The following is a 16,066-nucleotide window of genomic DNA, read 5'->3' as shown; positions in this document are numbered from 1 at the left end:
GTCAGGGGCAGTCGCTCTATCAAGCGTCACATCGTTCCGCTTTTCCGGTCGCGACTCACGTCGCTCCTACAGGGGTCGAAAGCAGACGATGGACGCACCAATCCGGCATCATGCCGGCATGAAGATCTATCTCGTCGGCGGCGCGGTGCGCGACCGGTTGCTGGGGCTGGCACCCGGCGACCGCGACTGGGTCGTGGTCGGTGCCACCCAGGCGGCGATGGAGGCGCAGGGATTCAAGGCGGTCGGGCGCGACTTCCCGGTGTTCCTGCACCCCGATACGGGCGAGGAGTACGCGCTCGCGCGCACGGAACGCAAGAGTGGACGGGGCTATCGTGGTTTCGTGGTCGATGCCGATCCATCCGTGACGCTGGAAGACGACCTGCAGCGGCGCGACTTCACGCTCAATGCCATCGCGCAGGACGCCGATGGGACGCTGGTGGATCCGTATGGCGGCGCGCGCGACATCGACGCGCGCGTGCTGCGGCACGTGAGCCAGGCCTTCATCGAAGACCCCCTGCGCGTGCTGCGCGCGGCGCGATTCATGGCACGCTTCGCATCGCTGGGTTTCACCATCGCACCGGAGACGATGGCGCTGATGCGCGAACTGGTCGCCAGTGGCGAGCTCGACGCACTGGTGCCGGAGCGGGTGTGGCAGGAACTCAAACGCGCGCTGGCGTCCACGAAGCCTTCCGCCTTCCTTTCCACGCTGCGTGCCTGCGGAGCGCTGGCCGTGGTGCTGCCCGAGGTGGATGCGCTGTACGGTGTTCCGCAGCGCGCGGAGTACCACCCGGAAGTGGACACGGGCGTGCACCAGGAGATGGTCAGCGACATGGCCGCACGCCTCGCGCCCGGTGATGCGTGCATCGGATTCGCCGCGTTGACCCACGACCTGGGCAAGGCCTTGACGCCGGCCGACATGTTGCCGAAGCACATCGGGCACGAACACGCCGGCGTCAAGCCCGTGCTGGCCCTGTGCGAGCGCCTGAAGGTCCCCGCCGACTACCGCGAGCTGGCGGTGATGGCGTGCCGCGAGCATCTCAACGTGCATCGCCTGGCAGAACTGCGCGATGCCACGGTCGTGGAGCTGCTCACGCGCTGCGATGCCTTCCGCCGACCCGAGCGCATTCCGTGGCTGGCCACGGTCTGCGAGGCGGACAAGCGCGGACGTGGCGACCATGCAGAGGCGGACTATCCGCAGGGCCGGGAACTGGTACGCCTGCACCAGGCGGCCCGGCAGGTCAGCACCCGCGACGTGGCCTGTGACGGCATGACCGGCCCGCAGATCGGCGACGCCATCCGCGCCGCACGGGTTGCCGCCGTGCAGCAGGCCCGTCGGATCAACGGCTGATCCACGCGCATCACCTTTCACGTATGAACGGGTATTGTCGCGTTCGCGGCAAGGGAACCGCATCACGCCATCCCATCAACCGAGGGTCCGTCATGGAATGCACGCGCACCATTCTGTACCTCTGCCTGGCCGGCGCCGGCCTCTGGGGCTCCGAAGCCCGGGCCGACGATGACTACGTCACCTGCGAAAGCCGCAACGACCGCTACCAGAGTTGCCCGATCTCCACATCGGCCTACGTCACCCTGGACCGCCAGTTGTCCAGCACCTCGTGCGTCCAAGGCCGCAGCTGGGACTACAACCGCCGCGAGATCTGGGTGGACGACGGCTGCCGCGCGACCTTCCGCGTGCACACGAGTTCGTCCGGCCATCATGACGGCAACAAGGATGCCAAGGTGGCGGCCGGGGTCCTCATCGGCGCGGCCATCCTCGGCGCCATCGCCGCCAACGCGGACAAGAAGGACGACAAGTACGACGACGACCGTTACCAGGGGCCGCGGCATACGTCCTATGTCCCGGGCTGGATGATCGGCACGTTCGAAGGCTACAACCCGATGTACAACAGCGACGTGACCCTGACGATCGACTCCGATGGCCGCGCAAGAGCCCGTTCCGGCGGCCAGACCGTGAATGGCTGGATCAACGACGGCCGGCTCAACGTGGGCAACACCACCTTCGACATCGACCAGTCCCGCGACGGTCTGGTCACCTCGCAGGTCGGTGACCGCCACAACGAGGTGCGCTACCGCCGCGTTCGCTGAAAGGCGTACATCCGTGGAGGAAGAAGGACGCCTGGCGTCCTTCCCTCATGGTCACGGGACAGGCCGGCAGCTGAGCTTGTTGCCGAAGAAGTCCACACGGGCTTCGCCCTGGTGTTCCCGATACTCGATGCCACTGCGGCCGTACCTGGCACCGCTGGCGGCCGGCTGCGGGAAGACGATGGCCTGGTCGTTGCCCCATGTCATCACGGCCGCCTGCGGATCGAGGTCGTTGTAGTAGGTCATCGTGAACGGCTTGCTGTTGTCGTCGCAGCGGTATTCCACCGCCTTGGGCACCACAACGCCGGGGGCATGGATCGCCAGCTCGACCAGGCGGGTCCTGTAGGACTCCAGCACGCACAGGCGCGCATCGTCCGCCTTCCAGCATTCGTCGCGCCCCTTCACCCAGCCGCGCTGCACGGCGGGATCGGCGCCCTTCGCTTCCACGTAGCGCGCGGCAAGCTGACGGTCGAGCGCGGCCAGTTCGGCGTCGGTGCAGACCAGCTTCTCTGCCTCGCTCGCGGCCTTGGCGCAATCGAACGAGGGCGGTGCCAGCGCGGGAGCGGTGTCCGGACGCGTCACGGTCGCAGCGGGCGCCTCCGTGGCCGCGGACTCGGGCGCAGCAGGCGCGGTATCGGCAGGCGCAGGCGATTCGGGCGCGCAGGCCGCCAGCAGGAACAGAGGGAGGCACAACAGGGGCGACTTCATCGACGGTCTCCGCGGCACGGGGTGCGGCGCATGCTAGCGCCGATCGCGTGAAGGCGTGCCGTCAGCGCGAAAGGCGCAGGCGGCTGATCGTGCCGCGTCCCGGTGCGGACTGGATCGACAACGTCCAGCCCAGGTGTTCGCACAGGCGTGCCAGCAGGTCCAGTCCGATGCCGCCGCCTTCGCGACTGCCGCCGCGCGCCAGCTGTGCGTAGATGCGGCTGATGTCTTCGGGCGTCATCCCGTGCCCGGGATCCTGCAGGGTGACGGTGGCATCGGCATCCAGGCGGACGTGGATCTCACCGCGGTCGCTGTTCTCGATGGCGTTGCGCAGCAGGTTGCCGACGGCCGCCTGGACAATGTGCAGCGGCGCGGACACCGTGCATGGCCGCAGCTCGTCGACCACGATGGAAAGATCCTTGCCCGCCAGCAGGTGGCGGTGGTCGTCGATGATGTCGGGCAGCAGCTCATGCAGCATCACCACTTCGTTGCTGCGCGACAAGCGTGCCGGGTCCTTGGCCAGCGTCAGCAGCAGGGCGATCAGGCGCTCCACGTCACGGGCCGTGCGATGGATGCGTTGCACCTGCTGGCGCGCCGGTGCCGGCAGGCCGGGTTGCCCCAGCGCCAGTTCGCTGGCGCCGGCCATGATGGCGATGGGCGTACGCAGCTCGTGGCTGGCGGTGTCGATGAAGATGCGCTCGCGCTCGACGAAGTCATCCTGGCGGCGCAGGTAGTCGTTCAGGGCGTTGGTGATGACATGCAGCTCGGAGCTGGCGCCATCCGCCACGACCACGCGCTGGCCGGCATGATCGGGAGAAAGCGTGCCGATGTCGTTCGCCAGGTCGGACAGGGGGCGCAGCGCGGTCCGCACGCCCCGGGCGACCATCACCCCGATGACCACCAGTGCGACGAACGCCAGGCCCAGTGATCCCAGGAGCAGGGCGTCCTCGATGGTCTCGATCCCGGTGATATCGCGCACGACGAAGTAGTCCACGCCCTGCACACGCTGGACCAGCACCACGTTCTCGCGCCCGCCGAACCAGAAATCATCGTGCACGCCCTGCGGCAGCATCGACAGGCCGGGCGGAGGCAGGCGGCCCGGCACGCTGTAGAGCTGGATCTCATCGCTGTCACGCCATGCGTGGCCCGGGTCCGCGGCCTTCTGCTGCACGTAGTGCACGATCTCCTGCTGGAGCAGCAACTTCCAGACCCAGTCCTCGAGGAAATCATCCGCGAAGACCAGGATGATGATGGCGGCCAGCAACACCGCGTACCCACCAAGCAGCCGCCTGATTTCCGCATGCAGGCTACGGTGGCGCTTCATGCGTCCTTCGCCTCGTGCGGCACCGCCAACCGGTAGCCGGTGCGCGGAAGCGTCTGGATCAACTTGACCGGAAACGGACCATCGACGCTGCGCCGCAGTTCATAGATGTGCGAACGGAGCATGTCGCCATCCGGTGGATCGTCGCCCCACAGGGCATGCTCCAGCTGCTGACGGGTGACCGCGGCGGGACTGGCCTGCATCAGTGTCTCGAGCAACTTGCGGCACGCGGGATACAGGTGCAGGGGCCGGCCATCGCGCGTGACTTCCAATGTGGCCAGATCGAGCTTGAGGTCGTGCACTTCCAGCACCTTGCGCCGCTGCCGGCCATGCATCCGCGCCATCAGCGCCTCAAGCCGCACTTCGAGTTCCGGCAGGTCGAACGGCTTGGTCAGGTAATCGTCGGCGCCCGCGCGGAAACCGATGATCTTGTCGGGCAGCTCGTCGCGTGCCGTCAGCATGATGACCGGGATGTCGGATGCGTGTTCCTCGCGCAGCCGGCGCAGCACCTCCGGGCCTTCCAGGCGCGGCAGCATCCAGTCCAGCACGATGGCGTCATAGGCCTGGGTGCCGGCCAGGTGCAGGCCGGTCACGCCATCGGGCGCCGCGTCCAGGGTATGGCCGCGCGCCTCGAAGTAGTCGAACAGGTTCGCTACCAGGTTCCGGTTGTCTTCGATGACCAGCAGCCGCATCGGCAGGGCCCGCGCCAGCAGGGGAAGGACCGGCAGCATCGCAGGCCGGACGTCGAAGCGCCGTCGGAATTCCGACGAATCTCCTACGCCCCATCATCCACGATCATGCGCCGCGTTGCAGACCGGCATGCCCTCCATGCACCCGATGCGCCTTCGACACGCCCCCGGCTGGCAGGCGCCGCTGCTGCTCGTGCTGATGGTCTGGGCGCTGCTGGCGGGACTGGGCATGCGCGAGCCGATGCCGGCGGACGAACCGCGCTTCGTGCTGGCCGCGCGGACGATGGTGGAGACCGGCCAGTGGCTGTTCCCGCACCGTGGCGTGGAGCTGTATGCCGAGAAGCCACCGACATTCATGTGGCTGCAGGCCGCCAGCTACCTGCTGGTGCGCGACTGGCAGGTGGCGTTCCTGCTGCCCTCGCTGCTGGCCGCGCTGCTGACGCTCTGGCTGTCCGGTGACCTGGCACGCCGCCTGTGGGGCCGGCGCGCGATGCCCTATGCCGTCTTCGGCCTGTTCGTCTGCCTGCAGTTCGCCCTGCAGGCCAAGCGCGCGCAGATCGACATGGTGCTGGTGGCCATGACCACGCTGTCGCTGTGGGCGCTGCTGCGCTATCTGCTGGAGAAGCCGAGTCCGTGGCTGCTGGCGCTCGGCACGTTCGCCGCGGGCCTGGGCACAGTGACCAAGGGGGTCGGCTTCCTGCCGCTGCTGGTGTTCCTGCCGTGGCTGTGGGTGCGCTGGACATCCCCCGGGACGCTGCCCGCGCAGCGTGGCGTCCATGCGCTCGCGGGCGTTGCGGGCTTCCTGCTGGGTGCGGGTACCTGGCTGTTGCCGATGCTGGCCACGGCATTGTCGTCGAGCGACCCCGCGCTGCAGGGATATGCGCGCGAGATGCTGTTCAAGCAGACCGGCACGCGCTATGCCAATGCATGGCATCACGTGAAGCCGGCGTGGTACTACCTGCAAGCGATGCTGACGCTGTGGCTGCCCGGCGTGCTGCTGGCGCCGTGGCTGCTGCCCGCGTGGTGGCGACGCGTGCGCCGGCCGGACGCGCGCCATGTCCTGCTGCTGGGTTGGGCGGCGCTGGTACTGGTGTTCTTCAGCGCCAGCCCGGGCAAGCGCGAGGTCTACATCTTCCCCATGCTGCCGGCGCTGACGGTGGCCGCCGCGCCGTTGCTCGCGGGCCTGTTGCGACGGCGCGCGGTGCGCGCAGTACTGTGGTCATACATGGCCGTGCTGGCATTGGTCGCAGGCGTGCTGGGCGCGTGGCTGTCGATGGCGTCCCCCGAGCGCCTGCACGCACTGCTCGACGGTCGCGGCACGGACATGGCGACGGTCGCGCAGCTGAGCCGATGGCTGCTGGGATTCGCCGTCGTGGCCATCGCTGCCATGGTCGTCGCGCGACGGCATGTGGCGGTGGCGCTGGTCGCCGTGACGGCCGCCCTGTGGACGGCGTATGGCATGGGCTTCATGCCGGCGCTCAGTCCGGACAGCTCGGCCAAGGCGCTGATGCAGCGCGTCGGCGAGCGGATCGGTCCGGAGGCCGAACTGGCCATGCTGGGCTGGCGCGAACAGCATCTGCTGCAGGCGGACCGGCCCGTGACCGACTTCGGGTTCAAGCAACCCTGGGCGGACCAGTGGCAACACGCGCACGCGTGGCTGTTGGAAGCGCCGGCGAAGCGCTGGCTGTTCCTGCGCAGCGAAGCCATCGGCCCGTGCCTGGATCCGGCGAAGGTGGTCGACATCGGCGCGTCCAATCGGCGCAACTGGATCCTCGCACCAGGCGACGCATGGATCGATGGCTGCGATGTGCCGGCCGACTGGGCGGCGAACGTCGGCGAAGACTGAACCCGAAGCAACGCCACGTGCAGGCGGGAATCATTCGCGCGTGATTTAACGCGGTTCCGACGACTGTCCGACCGCGCTACGACATCGCGGCCACGAGCATGCGTGCACTTTCCTGCCGCCACATCCGCATGCCTGTTCCATCGCTTCCGCGCTCTCCTTCGACGGCAGGTTCCTGGCCGCGCCTCGCATTGGTTTCCTTGCCCCTGCTGCTGATCGCATGGCTGCTGGCGTGCCGTATCGACATGCCTTGGGCGGGTTGGCTGTTCCATTGGGAAGGCGATGCGTGGTCGTTGAAGCGCAGCGTGCTGCTGGAAACCGTGCTGCATCGTGGCGGCCGCACCGCGAGCCTGCTGGCCTGGCTTGGCCTGCTGGCCGCCACCCTGGCGCACTGGGCGAAGCCTGCATCGGCCGCATGGACGCGTCCTGCCGCTCGCCTGCTGCTGGCGCTGCTGGCGTCCACGGCATGCGTGGCCCTGTTGAAGTCGGTCACGCAGGTGGATTGCCCGTGGGATCTGGCGGGACTCGGCGGCCAGCGCGCGTACGTGCCGCTGCTGGCACCGCGCCCGGCTTCGTTGGGCCACGCCGCCTGCTTTCCCGCCGCGCATGCCGCCAGCGGTTACGCCTGGGTGGCGTTGTACTTTTTCTTCCTGCACGTCGCGCCCGGATGGCGGCATGCAGGGCTCGCGATCGGGCTGCTGGCAGGTGGCGTCTTCGGCCTGGCGCAGCAACTGCGCGGTGCGCACTTCCTGTCGCACGACGTCGCCAGCCTGGCGGTGTGCTGGACCATCGCCTGCGGTGTCGAGGCACTCGGCGCACGACGCAGCCTCACGGCGGCGGAGGCGCAGGCATGAGCGCCCACGTCCTCGATCACGCTTCCGCTACCACCCGCTGGCAACGCCTGCGTGCCGCGCTGGCGGTCCGCCCGCTGGTCGGCACGGAAACACTGATCCTGGCGGCCTGCCTTTACTTCAGCCTGTTCGCGAACGCGGTCTTCTGGCGTGCAGCGTCCCCGCAACCCTGGGCACAGGGAACCTGGACGCTGTCGTTGTTCCTGCTGGTCACCGCGGTGCACGGGATCGTGCTGTCGCTGCTGGTATGGCGCCGCACCGCGCGCGTGGTGCTGTCATTGCTGGTGGTGGTCGCGGCGTTGGCCGGGCACTACATGGCGGCGTACGGCATCTACATCGACGCCGACATGGTCCGCAACGTCCTGCACACCGACTGGCGCGAAGCCACCGACCTCGCCGGCCCGGATGCGCTGCTGCCATTGCTGGCGGCGGTGCCGCCTCTGTTCGTGGTGTGGCGCGTGCGCCTGCGGCCGCGCGGGGTTGCACGCGCAGTGCTGGCGCGCATCGTCTTCCTCCTCGGCATGGTCCTGGTCGGGCTGGTCGGCGTGCTGCCTTCCCTGCAGCCGCTTACCGCCTTCCTGCGCAACCAGCGCGAAGTGCGCTACCTCGTCACGCCCGCCAACGTACTTGTATCGCTGTCGAAGGTGGTCAGCGAAGACTCGCCCGGTCGCACCCATACCCAGCTTCCCATCGGGGAGGACGCCGTGCAGTCGCCTGCCGCCACGATGCGGCGGCCGCGCCTGCTGGTGCTGGTGGTGGGCGAGACCGCGCGTGCCGCCAATTGGGGCCTCAACGGTTACGCACGCCAGACCACGCCGGAACTGGCGGCACGCGGCGTGCTCAACTTCCCGCACGTCAGTGCGTGCGGAAGCAGCACCGAAGTCTCGCTGCCCTGCATGTTCTCCCCGTGGGGACGCGAACGCTACGACGAAAAGGCGATCCGCAGCCACCAGTCGTTGCTGCATGTCCTGCAGCGCGCGGGCGTGGCCACGGTGTGGCGCGAGAACCAGTCCGGTTGCAAGGGCGTCTGCACCGGACTGCCGGTCGAAGACCTGCATGCACGCAAGGATCCCGCACTCTGCGACGGGACGCGCTGCTTCGACGGCATCCTGCTTGAAGGGCTGGAAGAAACCGTCGCGCGCAACACGGGCGACCAGGTGATCGTGCTGCACATGCTGGGCAACCACGGCCCGACCTACTTCGAGCGCTACCCTCCTGCTTTCCGCCGCTTCACGCCTGTCTGCGAGACCTCGGACCTGGGGCGCTGCAGCCGCGTGCAGATCGTCAACGCATACGACAACGCGCTCGCCTACACGGACCACGTGCTGGCGGGCGCGATCGATCGCCTGTCGACGCTCCCCGGCTACGACACGGCGCTGATCTACGTCTCCGACCATGGCGAATCGCTGGGCGAGAAGGGCCTTTACCTGCACGGCATGCCCTATGCCATCGCGCCACGCGAGCAGCTCGACGTGCCGATGGTCGCGTGGTTCTCGCCCTCGTGGCGGCAATCCACGCACCTGGATCCGCAGTGCCTGCGCGACCGCACGGGCAGGCAGGCCAGCCACGACCAGCTTTTCCACACCGTCCTGGGGCTCACCGACGTGAAGACATCGCTGTACCGACCGGACCACGACATTTTCCTGACCTGCCGGAGCGCACGCTGACATGGTCGAGACGAGCACTGCCATGACAAGCCTTTCCGTCGTCATCCCTGTTTTCAACGAAGCCGGCAACATCGCGCCGCTGGTGCGCGAAGTGGTCCAGCACCTGCGTGGCCGCATTGTGTTCGACATCGTCTGCGTGGACGACCAGTCCGAAGACGACACCCGCGATGTGCTCACGGCACTGAAGGCCGAAGTGCCGGAGTTGCGCGTTGTGGTGCATCACTGCCGCAGCGGCCAGAGCGCCGCCGTCCGCACCGGCGTGAAGCATGCGCTGTCGCCGTGGATCGTCACCCTCGACGGTGACGGCCAGAACGATCCCGGCGACATCCTCAAGCTGCTGGCGGCACGCGAGGCCGGCAACCCGCAGACCAAGCTCTACGCGGGCTGGCGGGTGGATCGCAAGGACACCAGCAGCAAGCGCTGGGCGTCGCGCTGGGCCAACCGCATCCGCCAGTGGCTCCTGCATGACGACACGCCCGACACCGGCTGCGGCATCAAGCTGTTCGAGCGTGCGGCATTCCTCGATCTTCCCTATTTCGACCACATGCACCGTTACCTGCCCGCGCTCATGCAGCGCGCGGGCTGGATGACGGTCAGCGTGCCGGTGTCGCATCGGCCGCGCGGGTCCGGCCAATCGAAGTACACCAATCTGGGCCGCGCACTGGTCGGCATCCGCGATCTGATGGGCGTATCGTGGCTGATCCGCCGCAGCCACGTGACCGCGGTCAGCGAAGTCCACATGGGGCGCAAACCATGAGCATGATGGACCAGGAAATCGTCTGGCTGGGCTGGACCGGCCTGCACATGACGCCGTGGAAACTGATCGGCCTGACCGGCGCGGCCCTGTTCGGCGCGCGCTGGCTGGTCCAGTTCGTCGCATCGCGGCGCGCACGCCGTCCGGTGATCCCGCGCCTGTTCTGGTACATGAGCCTGTGCGGCAGCCTGATGGCGCTGAGCTACTTCCTGTTCTCGTCCAAGCAGGATGCGGTGGGCGTGCTGCAGAACCTGCTGCCCGCCTTTACCGCCGCCTACAGCCTCTACCTGGACGTCCGTCACCAGCGCCAGCAGCGGGCGCTGGGAAGCACGCCCTGATCAGCTGCGATTGGGCGTCAGCTTCAACAGGCGGCCACCATTGCCGTCTTCCAGCAGCCACAGCGCGCCATCCGGCCCCTGTTCGACTTCGCGGATGCGGCGGCCCATCGGATAGCGACGCGCCTCGCGTGCCTGCGTGCCGTCGAACTCGATCTCGATCAGCGCCTGCGAGGCGAGCCCGCCCATGAAGCCCTTCCCGCGGTACCACGGGAACAGATTGCCCGAGTAGATGACGAAGCCCGCCGGCGCGATCACCGGTGTCCACCACGCTTCCGGCGCATTGAATTCCGGGCGTGTCGGGTGATCGGGAATCGGCGTGCCACCGTAGTGGTCGCCATTGGAGACCACCGGCCAACCGTAGTTGCTGCCGCGCTCGATCAGATTGAGCTCGTCGCCGCCCGCCGGTCCCATCTCGTGGGTCCACAAACGCCCACTGCCGTCGAAGGCGATACCCAGCAGGTTGCGATGCCCGAGCGTCCATACCTGCGCGGCGATACCGCCCTGCGCGGCGAACGGATTGTCCGGTGGCACGCTGCCATCGTCGTTGAGGCGGATCAGCTTTCCGAGCGACGACTGCAGGTCCTGCGCCGGCGCCATCGCCTGGCGGTCGCTGGACGTGATCCACAGCTTGCCATCCGCACCGAAGGCAAGCCGGTGTCCGTAGTGCGCGTCGCCGCTGACCTTCGGCAACTGCCGCCACACCACCTGCAGGTTCGACAGGCTGCCGCCATTGCCGCTGGCGTCCAGCACCAGCGTCGCACGCGCCACCGCGGCGCCGCGCGTGCCGCCGCTGCCGGCTTCGGCATAGCTGAGGTAGACCAGCCGGTTGTCGGCGAAACGCGGATGCGGCAGCACGTCACCGAATCCGCCCTGCCCCCCGTACGCGACGGTGGGCACGCCGATGATTTCGCCGACCTGGCCCGTGGCGACATCGGCCAGTCGCAGCCTGCCGGATTTTTCCGTCACCAGCAGGCGGCCATCCGGCAGGAACGTCATCGCCCAGGGCTCGTTGAACGTGGCCACCGGCGTGCTCGTGAAGGGCGGGTCCGGCACCGCGCGTGCACGCGACAGGCCCGCCATGGTGCGGCCGGTTCCCGAAGCGGAAGCCTCGGGTGCCGGCGACACCACTGGCGCAATGCCTGCGACCGGTCCGGATGCCACGGAGCCCGTGCGTGAAGCGACAACGACCTTCACGCCCTGGTCGTCCACCGTGGCCCGCTGGCATGCGGACAGGCTCAGGCAACAGGCGAGCAGCAACGACATCCTCATGCGGGCGGCATCCGGCGGGTGACTGGCTGCCGTTGTACTCCCGCGCGATGAAGAAAAGCGTGATGGTTCCTGTGCTTCAGACCTTCAGGTACCAGCGCTGGCGGTCCATCAGGCACACGACCAGCCACCACACACCGACGAACGCCAGCGCGAACGCCAGCGACGGCACGTAGGGACCGAATCGCGGCGTCATCCATCCGGCAAAGCCCATCTGGTAGATCGGCCCCATCCAGCCCATGCCGAGCAACACGTAGGTCATGACCGCCGCACCGACGTAGGCGGCAATGGCATTGATGCCGAAGCGGCGACCCAGCGCCGGCCAGCCATGCCGATCCACCAGCAGATGGCACGCCGCCAGCGCCAGCGTCGCGCAGCCGGCGGTGAACAGCACGTAGGACGATGTCCAGAGCGCCTTGTTCAATGGAAATAACGGCGCCCAGCCCAGGCCCAGCGCGACCGCGAGCACGCCCGCGACCGCAAGTGATTTCACCGCGCCCGCACGCAACGCTTCGCCCGCACGCACTCCGAGCAGCGTGGTGGCGATGGCCGGCAACGTGCTGAGCAATCCTTCAGGATCCTGCCCGCGTCCCGTCGCGGGGTCCCACTGGTACAGCCAGTGTCCGGACAGCGCGGTGTCCACGCGCGCCGGAAGATGCTCGAAAGGGACATAACCCCACGGCGCCAACAGCGCCCAGTAACCGAGCAGCGTGCTCACGACCACCGCCCATTGCAGGCGCGGTTTCAGGTACAGCGCGATCATTCCACCAGCCGCGAAACAGAGCCCGATCCGCTGCAGCACGCCCCACGGACGGAACTGCGGGCGATCCAGCAACCAGAATGCGAGCAGGTGCAGGGCCAGTCCCAGCGCGATGATCTTCGTCGCCCGCCACAGCACGGCACGCACCAGCACCTCGCGCTCCACGCCCGCCTCCATGCGCGGTACGACACCCAGCGCGATCGACACGCCGACGATGAAGAGGAAGAACGGGAACACCAGGTCGGTCGGCGTGACGCCATGCCATTCTGCATGCAGCAGGGGCGGGTACACATGCGACCAGTCGCCGGGCGTATTGACCATCAGCATCGCGGCGACGGTCAGGCCACGCAGCGCGTCGACGGAGGCGAAGCGGGCCGGCGTGGCGCTCATGCGTGCGGCGTCACGCGCCACCGATCCAGGTGCCGACCACCTGCAGGCCGTCGTCCAGCGCGACCAGGTCGGCGGGATAGCCGGGTGCGATCCGACCATGCGTGCTGCCCAGACCGAGGAAATCGGCGGGATACGTGGAGGCCATGCGCGCCGCTTCTTCCAGCGGCAGCCCCAGCAGCCGCACGCAGTTGCGCACGGCAGTCGCCATGTCCAGCGCCGATCCCGCCAGTGCACCGGCCGCGTTGCGTACTACGCCGTCGACAGCGGTGATGGTTTCGCCATACAGGTCGAACGATGGATCGTCCGATCCGACCATCGGCATCGCATCGGTGACCAGGAACACCTTGCCGCGCGGCTTGGCCGCCAGCGCCACGCGCAGGCTGGCCGGGTGCACGTGCACGCCATCGACGATCACGCCGCACCAGCAGGCGTCGTCTTCGAGGGCGGCGCCGACCGCGCCGGGTTCGCGGCCCTGCAGGGGCGACATCGCGTTGTAGAGATGGGTGAAGCCACACACGCCGGCCTCGATGCCGGCACGGGCCTGCTCATACGTTGCCGCCGTGTGCCCGGCGACGACGATCGCGCCGCGCGCCACCATCGCGCGGATGGTCTCGGCCGGCACCTGCTCCGGCGCCAGCGTCAGCAGGGTGACCCCGTTGTCGAGCGAGGTCGCCATCGCGACTTCATCCGCGCCCGGCACGCGGAACTTGGCCGCATCGTGCGTGCCCTTGCGCGCCGGCGCGATGTACGGGCCTTCCAGGTGGATACCGAGCACGCCCGGCACGCCCTGCGCGATGGCGTCACGCGTGGCGGCAACGGCACGCGCCATCACGTCGGCATCGTCGCTGATCAGCGTCGGCAGCAGGCCGGTGGTGCCGAAGCGCCGGTGCGCCAGCGCGATGGTGCGTATCGCCTCGACGCTGGTGTCGTTGTTGAACAACGCACCACCGCCCCCGTTGACCTGCGCATCGATGAAGCCGGGCAACAGGTAACCGCCGCCCAGGTCGCGGACGTCATCGGCATGTCGCGCCGCCCGGGACGCATCGACCAGCGCGGAAACCCTGCCGCCTTCGACCAGGACCGCGAGGTCGGAACGGAATCCGTCGTCCGTAAGCACGTGGGTATTGACGATCGCAAAGGTGGACATGCGGTTTCAGACCTGGGAAATCGGGGGAATCGCCATCCCGGCGAACGCCGGGATCCATCTTGATTCTGCATGACAACCGCAAAGCAGAATGGATTCCGGCTTCCGCCGGAATGACCGCGTGGATCAGACTGTCTCGGTGACTTTGTTCAGGTGCGGCGGCACATCGGGATTGTGGCCGCGATGCAGCGCCAGCGCATTGATCGCGCGATAGAAACTCTGGATGGTCAGCAGCGGTGCGCACGCCGGATGCGGTGCTTCGACCAGCGGCAGATCGCCTTGCCGCGACGCCACCCACACCTGCGCGCCGCGACCGCGGAACTCCTGCGCCAGCGCCAGCGTGCCGGCCTCGGTTTCATCGGGTTGTGCGAAACAGAGCACGGGGAAGCCCGGCCCCACCAGCGCCATCGGCCCGTGCTTCACTTCGGCGGAACTGTAGGCTTCCGCATGCAGGCCGCAGGTTTCCTTGAACTTCAGCGCGGCTTCCTGCGCGGCGGCCAGGCCCAATCCGCGGCCGAGCACGAACAGGTTGTGCGCGCCGACCAACCCCTCCACCAACGGCGACCAGTCGGCCTGCCATGCGCGCCGCAGCGCGTCCGGCAGCGCCTCCGTCGCCGCATGCAACGGTGCTTCGTCCTTCCAGTACGCGGCCAGTTGCAGGATGGCTGCCAGCGAACCGAGATAACTCTTGGTCGCCGCGACGCTGCGCTCGGGGCCGGCGCGCAGCGGCAGCACGGTGTCGGCGAGTTGCGCCAGCGGGGAGTCCTCCACGTTGACCAGCGCCACCACGCGCGCGCCGGCCTCCTTCGCCTGCGTCGCGTTGCGCAGCAGATCCGGGCTCTTGCCCGACTGCGAAACCACCACATACAGCGCGCCTTGCAGCCGCTGCTTCGCTTCGTAGACCGAACCCACCGACGGCGAAGCCGATGCGGTCACCACGCCCAGCTGCGTTTCGAACAGGTACTTCGCATAGGTGGCCGCATGGTCGGAGCTGCCACGCGCGCAGGTGACCACGAAGGGTGGCGGATTGCGGCGCAGGTCGTCGGCCAGCGCCTTCACCGTGGCGGCGTTGCGGGCGAACTGGTCGGCGACGATGTCGGCGGTCTGGGCCGCCTCCTGGTGCATCAGCGTATCGGAGGGTGCGGGCAACGAAGTGTCGTTCATGGGGATGTCGGTTCGGGTCGGTCCGCGCGCGGCCTGACCGGCGCAGTGGAGCCCCGCACCACCAGTTGCGGCACGAAGCCCTGGTTGTGCACGGGCGAAGGATTGTCGTCGTAGGCGTCCTGGCGCAGGCCGGCGATCAGCAGGCGTGCGGCCTGTTTCGCGATGTCCTGCGTGGCCTGCTTGGCGGTGGTCAGCGGCGGCCACGACTGCTTGGAGAACGGGCTGTCTTCGAAGCCGGCGATGGACAGGTCGTAAGGCACGTTCATGCCGGTGGACTTCGCGGCGGCCAGCACGCCGGCCGCGATTTCGTCGTTGGAACCGAAGATCGCCGTCGGCGGTTCACGCAGGGCGAGCAGGCGGCGCGCCCCGCGGAAACCATCGTCGAAGGTGTAGTCGCCCGGCACGACAAGATGCTTGTCGAGCTGGATGCCGTAATCCTTGAGCGCCTTCTCGTAGCCCGCATAGCGCTCCGTGCTGGAGCGATGCGCCAGGCCTCCCCACAGGAAGCCGATGCGCTGGTGGCCCAGCTGGATCAGGTGTTCGGTGATCTCGTACGCCGCGTCACGGTCGTCGACGTAGACGCACGGCAAGCCATCGTCCGGATCTTCGGTGGCCGCGATGATGCGCACCAGCTTCACCCCGCGCGCGGCCAACGCCGTGACCAGATCGGCACGCTCCGACATCGGCGCGGTCAGCACCAGCCCGGCCAGGCGCGAGCGTTGCACGAACTCGACCAGTTCCTCCGCCAGCAGCGGCGAGGTGGAATCGACCGGATGGATCTGCAGGCCGAAGCCGGTTTCCTTGCACGCCGCCAGCACGCCGTTCTGCACGCCGATGATGTGGTACGGGTTGGGGTTGTCGTACACCAGCCCGATCACGAACGGCGTGCCGCTGCGCAGGTTGCGCGCGGACTGGTCCGGCTCGTAGTCCAGTTCGGCGATGGCGTGCAGCACGCGCGCACGCGTGCCCTGCAGCACCGAGGGTTCGTTGTTGATGACCCGGGACACGGTCTTCAGCGAGACCTTCGCGCGTTCGGCGACGTCCTTGATGGTGGGTCGGCGCATGGGCGTT

Annotated in this window: 15 protein-coding genes; 7 read left to right on the top strand and 8 right to left on the bottom strand. The window is 68.2% G+C overall.

The genetic code is table 11. From position 1 onward, the window contains the following. Positions 1-118: 118 nt before the first annotated feature. Together OY559_RS01265 and OY559_RS01260 are read left to right on the top strand one after the other, a co-directional pair. Positions 119-1,348: a multifunctional CCA addition/repair protein gene (locus OY559_RS01265; RefSeq protein WP_277728315.1), complete on the top strand. Its 1,230-nt coding sequence runs from the start codon at positions 119-121 to the stop codon at positions 1,346-1,348. Between the two features lie 92 nt (positions 1,349-1,440). Continuing rightward, positions 1,441-2,106, top strand: coding sequence for a DUF3011 domain-containing protein (locus tag OY559_RS01260; RefSeq protein ID WP_277728313.1), 666 nt, complete (start codon positions 1,441-1,443; stop codon positions 2,104-2,106). Positions 2,107-2,157: 51 nt separating this feature from the next. Here the strand turns inward: OY559_RS01260 and OY559_RS01255 are convergent, their stop codons facing one another. The 3 genes from OY559_RS01255 to OY559_RS01245 all read right to left on the bottom strand — a co-directional run bounded on the left by OY559_RS01255 (position 2,158) and on the right by OY559_RS01245 (position 4,821). Continuing rightward, on the bottom strand, positions 2,158-2,811 hold the full coding sequence (locus OY559_RS01255; RefSeq protein WP_277728312.1) for an MliC family protein: 654 nt from the start codon (positions 2,809-2,811) through the stop codon (positions 2,158-2,160). Positions 2,812-2,872: 61 nt separating this feature from the next. Then, the gene (locus OY559_RS01250) at positions 2,873-4,132 is read right to left on the bottom strand and encodes a sensor histidine kinase (protein ID WP_277728311.1); all 1,260 of its coding nucleotides are present in this window, start codon (positions 4,130-4,132) and stop codon (positions 2,873-2,875) included. Further along, on the bottom strand, positions 4,129-4,821 hold the full coding sequence (locus OY559_RS01245) for a response regulator transcription factor (protein ID WP_277729881.1): 693 nt from the start codon (positions 4,819-4,821) through the stop codon (positions 4,129-4,131). The genes OY559_RS01250 and OY559_RS01245 overlap by 4 nt, the downstream gene beginning before the upstream one ends. A 136-nt stretch (positions 4,822-4,957) precedes the next feature. Here OY559_RS01245 and OY559_RS01240 point away from each other — a divergent pair, with 136 nt between their 5' ends. The 5 genes from OY559_RS01240 to OY559_RS01220 all read left to right on the top strand — a co-directional run bounded on the left by OY559_RS01240 (position 4,958) and on the right by OY559_RS01220 (position 10,271). Next, positions 4,958-6,664, top strand: coding sequence for an ArnT family glycosyltransferase (locus tag OY559_RS01240; RefSeq protein ID WP_277729880.1), 1,707 nt, complete (start codon positions 4,958-4,960; stop codon positions 6,662-6,664). Positions 6,665-6,861: 197 nt separating this feature from the next. Next, positions 6,862-7,515 (top strand): phosphatase PAP2 family protein, encoded by a 654-nt coding sequence (locus OY559_RS01235; RefSeq protein WP_277728310.1) that lies wholly within the window; start codon positions 6,862-6,864, stop codon positions 7,513-7,515. Beyond that, a complete protein-coding gene (locus OY559_RS01230) occupies positions 7,512-9,179 on the top strand; it encodes a phosphoethanolamine transferase (protein ID WP_277728308.1) in 1,668 nt (555 codons plus the stop codon). Before OY559_RS01235 ends, OY559_RS01230 begins: the two co-directional genes overlap by 4 nt. A 22-nt stretch (positions 9,180-9,201) precedes the next feature. Then, positions 9,202-9,936: a glycosyltransferase family 2 protein gene (locus OY559_RS01225; RefSeq protein ID WP_277728305.1), complete on the top strand. Its 735-nt coding sequence runs from the start codon at positions 9,202-9,204 to the stop codon at positions 9,934-9,936. Continuing rightward, positions 9,933-10,271, top strand: coding sequence for a lipid-A-disaccharide synthase N-terminal domain-containing protein (locus tag OY559_RS01220; RefSeq protein WP_277728304.1), 339 nt, complete (start codon positions 9,933-9,935; stop codon positions 10,269-10,271). Before OY559_RS01225 ends, OY559_RS01220 begins: the two co-directional genes overlap by 4 nt. On the opposite strand, the gene OY559_RS01215 is transcribed toward OY559_RS01220, so the two are convergent. From OY559_RS01215 to OY559_RS01195, 5 genes are all read right to left on the bottom strand, one after another. Continuing rightward, the gene (locus OY559_RS01215) at positions 10,272-11,351 is read right to left on the bottom strand and encodes a PQQ-dependent sugar dehydrogenase (protein WP_277729879.1); all 1,080 of its coding nucleotides are present in this window, start codon (positions 11,349-11,351) and stop codon (positions 10,272-10,274) included. A 265-nt stretch (positions 11,352-11,616) separates the two neighbouring features. After that, positions 11,617-12,687, bottom strand: coding sequence for an acyltransferase family protein (locus tag OY559_RS01210; RefSeq protein WP_277728303.1), 1,071 nt, complete (start codon positions 12,685-12,687; stop codon positions 11,617-11,619). 10 nt (positions 12,688-12,697) lie between these two features. Further along, positions 12,698-13,834, bottom strand: a complete 1,137-nt coding sequence (gene nagA, locus OY559_RS01205; RefSeq protein ID WP_277728302.1) for an N-acetylglucosamine-6-phosphate deacetylase — start codon at positions 13,832-13,834, stop codon at positions 12,698-12,700. A gap of 123 nt (positions 13,835-13,957) precedes the next feature. Further along, positions 13,958-14,995, bottom strand: a complete 1,038-nt coding sequence (locus OY559_RS01200; RefSeq protein ID WP_277728300.1) for an SIS domain-containing protein — start codon at positions 14,993-14,995, stop codon at positions 13,958-13,960. Next, on the bottom strand, positions 14,992-16,059 hold the full coding sequence (locus OY559_RS01195) for a LacI family DNA-binding transcriptional regulator (RefSeq protein ID WP_192199775.1): 1,068 nt from the start codon (positions 16,057-16,059) through the stop codon (positions 14,992-14,994). Before OY559_RS01195 ends, OY559_RS01200 begins: the two co-directional genes overlap by 4 nt. Positions 16,060-16,066: the final 7 nt, after the last annotated feature.

Source organism: Pseudoxanthomonas sp. SE1 (assembly GCF_029542205.1).
GTDB lineage: Bacteria > Pseudomonadota > Gammaproteobacteria > Xanthomonadales > Xanthomonadaceae > Pseudoxanthomonas_A.
The sequence above is the reverse complement of the archived record's forward strand: the minus strand, read 5'-3'. Positions and strand labels throughout refer to the sequence as shown.

Bases quoted from the DNA above. Each gene is read 5' to 3' on its own strand.
- OY559_RS01265 (WP_277728315.1), top strand. From the start codon at position 119: ATGAAGATCTATCTCGTCGGCGGCGCGGTGCGCGACCGGTTGCTGGGG.
- OY559_RS01260 (WP_277728313.1), top strand. From the start codon at position 1,441: ATGGAATGCACGCGCACCATTCTGTACCTCTGCCTGGCCGGCGCCGGC.
- OY559_RS01255 (WP_277728312.1), bottom strand. From the start codon at position 2,811: ATGAAGTCGCCCCTGTTGTGCCTCCCTCTGTTCCTGCTGGCGGCCTGC.
- OY559_RS01250 (WP_277728311.1), bottom strand. From the start codon at position 4,132: ATGAAGCGCCACCGTAGCCTGCATGCGGAAATCAGGCGGCTGCTTGGT.
- OY559_RS01245 (WP_277729881.1), bottom strand. From the start codon at position 4,821: ATGCGGCTGCTGGTCATCGAAGACAACCGGAACCTGGTAGCGAACCTG.
- OY559_RS01240 (WP_277729880.1), top strand. From the start codon at position 4,958: ATGCACCCGATGCGCCTTCGACACGCCCCCGGCTGGCAGGCGCCGCTG.
- OY559_RS01230 (WP_277728308.1), top strand. From the start codon at position 7,512: ATGAGCGCCCACGTCCTCGATCACGCTTCCGCTACCACCCGCTGGCAA.
- OY559_RS01225 (WP_277728305.1), top strand. From the start codon at position 9,202: ATGACAAGCCTTTCCGTCGTCATCCCTGTTTTCAACGAAGCCGGCAAC.
- OY559_RS01220 (WP_277728304.1), top strand. From the start codon at position 9,933: ATGAGCATGATGGACCAGGAAATCGTCTGGCTGGGCTGGACCGGCCTG.
- OY559_RS01215 (WP_277729879.1), bottom strand. From the start codon at position 11,351: ATGGCGGGCCTGTCGCGTGCACGCGCGGTGCCGGACCCGCCCTTCACG.
- OY559_RS01210 (WP_277728303.1), bottom strand. From the start codon at position 12,687: ATGAGCGCCACGCCGGCCCGCTTCGCCTCCGTCGACGCGCTGCGTGGC.
- nagA (WP_277728302.1), bottom strand. From the start codon at position 13,834: ATGTCCACCTTTGCGATCGTCAATACCCACGTGCTTACGGACGACGGA.
- OY559_RS01200 (WP_277728300.1), bottom strand. From the start codon at position 14,995: ATGAACGACACTTCGTTGCCCGCACCCTCCGATACGCTGATGCACCAG.
- OY559_RS01195 (WP_192199775.1), bottom strand. From the start codon at position 16,059: ATGCGCCGACCCACCATCAAGGACGTCGCCGAACGCGCGAAGGTCTCG.